At 72.0% G+C, this 4,932-nt stretch carries 8 protein-coding genes; 1 reads left to right on the top strand and 7 read right to left on the bottom strand.

Translation table 11 applies throughout. The features are described from left to right. The 7 genes from ABYE80_RS17075 to ABYE80_RS17105 all read right to left on the bottom strand — a co-directional run. Nucleotides 1-335, bottom strand: a 335-nt coding sequence (locus tag ABYE80_RS17075) for a hypothetical protein (protein WP_372791510.1), incomplete at its 3' end; no start/stop codon positions are given. Further along, entirely contained in the window at nucleotides 332-790 is a 459-nt protein-coding gene (locus ABYE80_RS17080; RefSeq protein ID WP_372791511.1) for an N-acetyltransferase family protein, read from the bottom strand. The genes ABYE80_RS17080 and ABYE80_RS17075, both read right to left, overlap by 4 nt. Nucleotides 791-816: 26 nt before the next feature. Beyond that, nucleotides 817-1,644 carry an SDR family NAD(P)-dependent oxidoreductase gene (locus ABYE80_RS17085; protein ID WP_372791512.1) on the bottom strand — a complete coding sequence of 276 codons (828 nt, stop codon included), beginning with the start codon at nucleotides 1,642-1,644 and terminating at the stop codon, nucleotides 817-819. A 40-nt stretch (nucleotides 1,645-1,684) separates the two neighbouring features. Continuing rightward, complete coding sequence (locus ABYE80_RS17090; protein WP_372791513.1) at nucleotides 1,685-2,182, bottom strand: cupin domain-containing protein; 498 nt, start codon at nucleotides 2,180-2,182, stop codon at nucleotides 1,685-1,687. Beyond that, nucleotides 2,179-3,417, bottom strand: a complete 1,239-nt coding sequence (locus ABYE80_RS17095; RefSeq protein WP_372791514.1) for a glycosyltransferase — start codon at nucleotides 3,415-3,417, stop codon at nucleotides 2,179-2,181. The genes ABYE80_RS17090 and ABYE80_RS17095 overlap by 4 nt, the downstream gene beginning before the upstream one ends. Further along, the gene (locus tag ABYE80_RS17100) at nucleotides 3,414-3,998 is read right to left on the bottom strand and encodes a TetR/AcrR family transcriptional regulator (protein WP_372791515.1); all 585 of its coding nucleotides are present in this window, start codon (nucleotides 3,996-3,998) and stop codon (nucleotides 3,414-3,416) included. The genes ABYE80_RS17095 and ABYE80_RS17100 overlap by 4 nt, the downstream gene beginning before the upstream one ends. Before the next feature lie 37 nt (nucleotides 3,999-4,035). Beyond that, nucleotides 4,036-4,365, bottom strand: a complete 330-nt coding sequence (locus tag ABYE80_RS17105; RefSeq protein WP_372791516.1) for a response regulator transcription factor — start codon at nucleotides 4,363-4,365, stop codon at nucleotides 4,036-4,038. A 91-nt stretch (nucleotides 4,366-4,456) separates the two neighbouring features. On the opposite strand from ABYE80_RS17105, the gene ABYE80_RS17110 reads away from it, so the two are divergent. Beyond that, nucleotides 4,457-4,932 (top strand): AAA family ATPase (locus tag ABYE80_RS17110; protein ID WP_372791517.1); only part of this gene is annotated, 476 nt, incomplete at its 3' end.

Here is a 4,932-nt window from a genome sequence, read left to right on the forward strand (position 1 = left end):
AGGAGCACGTCGGCGGCGCCCTCGGCGAGCTCGACGGGGACCGGCGGGTTGAACCACAGCCCGGCCTGGGCGGCGTATCCGTCCGGCCCGCCCGCCCAGTTGAGGTAGGCCGCCCTGCCCGCGTCGAGGTCGAGCAGCGCCCCGCCCGGTCGGTCGCCCGCGGCGAGCCAGCCCTGGGCCTGCAGCGTGGCGCGCGTGAAGCGCTCGAGGTCGTCGAGCCGCTCGTGCACGGTGGCGCCGCGGCGCCCGAGTCGGTCGTCGATCAGGCTGAGCGTCCAGTGCACGCGCTTGTCCAGCGCGTCCCGCAGCGGGGATGCGATCCGGCGCCTGCTCACCGGTCGCCCACCGGCAGGTCGTAGTCCAGCCACCGGGACCGCTGGCCGCCGACGCGGTCGTAGAGCTTCTGCGCCCGGTGGTTGCCGAGGGCCGTCGACCACTGCAGCGACGCGGCGCCGTGGCCGGCTGCCGCCTCGCGACAGGCCTCGATGAGCGCTTCGGCGGCGCCGCCGCCCCGGGCCGAGGGTGCGACGAAGAGGTCGTTCATCACGGCGATCCGGGAGGCCGAGAGCGTCGACCAGGACCAGTAGACGGTGGCGAAGCCGATCGCCGCCCCCGAGGCGGTGTCGCGGGCGAGGAGCTGCACCCCCTCGCGTTCGGGGTCCGCGAGCAGCGCACGTGAGAGCTCGAGGAGCGCGTCGTCGGAGGCCTGCGGGATCCCCTCGGTCTCCTCGTAGAACGCGCAGTAGGCGCGCACCAGCGGGAGAAGGACACCGAGGTCCTCCTCCCGCACGGTGGCGACGGAGTACGGCGGGTCCGTCAGGACATCATCCCGCTGAAGACGCCACCCGAGACGTTCAGCACCTGGCCGTGGACGTAGTTGGACCAGGGCGAGCACAGGAAGAAGATGCCGCCCGCGGCCTCCTCCGGCGTCGCCGGCCGGCCGAGCGGGATCATCATCGACGCCATCGCGCGCATCTGGTCCGGGATGCCCAGCTGCACCTTCTCGCCGTCGATCTCCATGGTGTTGTCGTCGACCTTGGACTGCGTCAGGCGCGTGTCGACGAAGCCGAACGCCACGGCGTTGCAGTTGATCTTGAACTGGCCCCACTCCTTGGCCACGGTCTTCGTCAGGCCGACGACGCCGTTCTTGGCCGCGGAGTAGTTCGCCTGGCCGGCGTTGCCCATCGTGCCGGAGATCGAGGCGACGTTGACGATCTTGCGGAAGACCTCGACGCCCTCCTCCTTCTCCTTCTTGGCGGGCTCACGCAGGTGGGGGGCGGCGGCCCGCAGGATCTTGAAGGGGACGGTCTGGTGGATGGCGACCATCCGGTCCCACCAGTCATCGCTCATCTTGTGGATGGGCGCGTCCAGCGTGTAGCCGGCGTTGTTGACGATGATGTCGATCTTGCCGAAGGCGTCGATCGCCGTCTGGATGAGCTTGTCGGGCGCGTCGCCCTTGGTGAGGTCACCCGCGAAGACGGTGGTCTCGCCCGCGATCTCCGAAGCGGTCTGCTGCGCGACGTCGGCGTCGAGGTCGTTGATGAGGACCTTCGCGCCCTGGGCGCTGAGGATCTCCGCGGTCGCGCGGCCGATGCCGCGAGCGGACCCGGTGACGATGGCGACCTTGTCGTCGAGGACTCCCATGTGCTGCTCCTTGTTCGGTGGCGGGTGCTGCGGGCGGATCCTAGTGCGGCAGGCGCAGCACGCGCCCGACGGTCGCCAGCGCTCGGACCGCGACCGGTTCGAGCGGGCTGGGCAGGGCCAGCCGGAACTCGTCGCGGTACCGGAGGAGGACCTGGGTCGCGACCAGCGGCGACGCCTTCGCACCTCCGACCGCAGCGAGCTCCCGGAACAGCGCCTCGGTCCGCAGCGCCGGGCTCACGGTCCAGCGTGCTCGTGCGGGGCCGGGGCCGGGGTTCCGCATGCGGTGCGCGCTGCCGGGCGGCACGGTGAACGCCTCGCCCGCGGCTACGGTCGAGCGCGTGCCGTCGATCTCGACCTCCAGCGCACCCTCGAGCACGTCGAAGCGCTCCTGCTGCCGGGGGTGCAGGTGGGGAGGCGGGCTGGAGGTGCGCGTCGGCCAGACGGCCTCGAGGACCAGCGCCTCGGCGTTCGACTCGATGACGGTGAGCGTCTCGCTGCCGAGCGGGATCTCCCGTCCTTCCCATGCGGGCGAGGTCATCGCACGACGGTAGCCCCGGCGGACGCCAGCGACAAGATCACCTCGGCCGCCTTCTCCGAGCCACCGGTCGCGCGGTAGCCGGCGGAGACCCGACGCGCACCCTCGGCCTTCGTGCTCGCCGTGGCGACGGCGTCGGCGAGCCGCGCCGCGGTCAGCTTCTTGCGGGGGACGACCACGCCGGCGTCCGCCACGTCCACGTGCATCGCGACGTCGAGCTGGTCACGGCCCCAAGGCACGACGACCACGGGGACCTCGGCGGCCAGGGCCTTTTGCGTGATGCCCATGCCGCCGTGGCAGACGACGACGGAGGCCCGTTCCAGCAGCGGTCCGTGGGGCAGGAACCGCCGGACGACCGCGCCGCCGCGTGGCTCGAGTCCGCTCGGATCGACGCCGGCCGAGGTGACGACGACCTGGTAGCGGTCGGTCAGGCCCTCGAGGGCTGCCACGGCGATGGCGCCGTCGTTCTGGTACTCCGAGGAGCAGACCACCAGGACCAGGGGACGGTCGTCCAGCAGGTCGAGTTCCTCGAGGTCCTCCTCGGCGGGCGGCTCCCACTCGCTCGCTCCGACCGCGACGACGCCGGGGAGCGGCGGACGCGCGTACTCGAACGGCGGAGCGCTGAAGTACAGGCTGCGGTCGGCGCGTCCGTAGGCCTCCGACGGATGGTCCAGCGGGGCCAGGCCGGCGGCCTGCCGACCGGCGTTGACGGTCGACAGGACGGCGGTGCGCTCGAAGCGCCCCATGACGGCCCCCATGATCCGGTCGCGGGTCCGGCCGAGCAGGTCGGTGCGCGGGCGCAGCCCGAACCCGAAGGGAGGGATGCCGGGCGCCGGCTCCTCCAGCAGGAACGGCCGCGATTCCACCCACGGCAGCCCCGCCGTCTCCGCGGCGGCGCGGGCGCCGAAGGTCGTCGTGTCGACGAGCAGCGCGTCCGGCCGGACCTCGTCGATGGCGCCGCGCAGGTCGGGGACCTCGTGAGGAGCGCGGGCGCCCCACACGACGTACGTGCGCTTGGCGGCCGCGAGCGGGGATCGCTCCTCGTGGTCGTCGAGCTCGATGGCCTCGATCCTCGGATCGATCGCCTCGGCGACGAGCCCGGCCCGCCGGACGTCGGGCACGGCGCTGGCGAGCGTCCGCACGTGGATCTCCGCGCCGCGCTCGCGGCAGGCCAGAAGAGCGCCCATCATCGGGTTGAGATGGCCTCGGGCGGGGGACGTGTAGGCGAGAATCCTCATGATCGTTCTCCTGTGATGGGGTCGACGAGGCGCCGGATCGCGGCCTCGGTGGCCTCCGGGGAGAGGCCATGGCGCAGACGCAGGAGCGCCCACGTCTGGAGATCGGTGACGGTGGCCAGTCGCGCCGCCCGCTCGCGAACGACCTCCGGGTCGGGGTCGTCGAGGAACGGCGCGAACACGTCCTGGACCCATTCGAGGTGCAGCAGCGTCCCGGCGTCGGTGACCTGGCGCACCAGGGGATTGCGCTCGGCCTCGGCCAGCATCCGCAGCACCTGCGGACCGCGTTCCTCGTAGTGCTCGGCGAGCCTGCGTACCGCGGCGGCGACGTCGCCGACCGGGACGGACCGCTGAGCCATCACCTGCTGGCCCGCGTCGCTGACGGCCGCGGCGATCAGGTCGTCTCGGCTGCCGAAATGGCGCAGGATGGTGCGCGTCGTCGTCCCGGCCCGACCGGCGATCTCGTCCAGCGACAGGCGAAGGTCACCGTCGTCGAACGCGCCCTGGACCGCGTCGAGGATCGCCCGGCGGGTCCGGGCGGTCGCTTCGGCACGAGTGGACTGGACGTACGAGCGGGACGACATTTCGTGTCATTGACAGTGACACGAAAATCGGGCTGTGTCAAACGACCCGGTCGGCGTGGTGACCGCCGCGCTCGAAGGCGGCCCGCGCGGCCATCACCCGTCGGTCGACCAGGCGGTTGTCGAGGCCGAGCTTGGCGTAGATCGACCGGACGTGGGACTCCACCGTCCTGTCGCTGACGTGGAGGATCCGGGTGATCGCGCCGTTCGTCCACCCCTCCGCGAGCAGGCACAGCACGGTGTGCTCACGGGGCGTGAGGTCGGAGAGGTGCGACCGCGCGCGCTCGTACGTGCGGGCGATCAGGGGATCGGGCGCGGCCGTTCCGCCGTCGTGAATCTCCTCGGCCGCGGTGCGGCTGGCTGATGACACCCGGATCCCGATCTCCCGCATTGCGGGGTAGAGTGCCGCGGGTCGCAGGTGCATCGCATCAGGCGGAGCACCTGATCTTTGGTCCCGAGAGGTGAGGCCGATCGAGGTTGGACACCACAGGACCCTGTTCGAGCGCGAGCACGAACTCGGTACGTTGGAGGGCGCGATCGACGCGGTCACCGACGGGGTCGGCGGTGCGGTCCTGATCCAGGCAGCGACCGGCCTCGGCAAGACGGCGCTCCTGCGCGCGGGCATCGAGATGGCGCGAACCCGCGAGCTCACGGTGCTTCACGCCCGCGCCACGCAGTTGGACTCGGCGTACGGTCTCGGCCTCGCCCGGCAGCTCTTCGGCGGCGTCCTCGGCAGGGCACCGGACGACGGCTGCGGCGGCGAACGCGAACGGGTGGCCGAACAGGTTCGACGTATCCTGCAACCCGATCTGATCGCTTCGGGCACGCCGTCGTCGAGCGTCGATCCGGACGGCGGCTTCGGCACGCTGAACGCCCTGTACTGGCTGCTGGCGGCGTTGGCCGAGGACCGGCCCGTCGTCGTCGCCGTGGACGACGC

The organism is Paraconexibacter sp., from assembly GCF_041602235.1.
In the GTDB taxonomy this organism is placed as follows: Bacteria; Actinomycetota; Thermoleophilia; order Solirubrobacterales; family Solirubrobacteraceae; genus Paraconexibacter.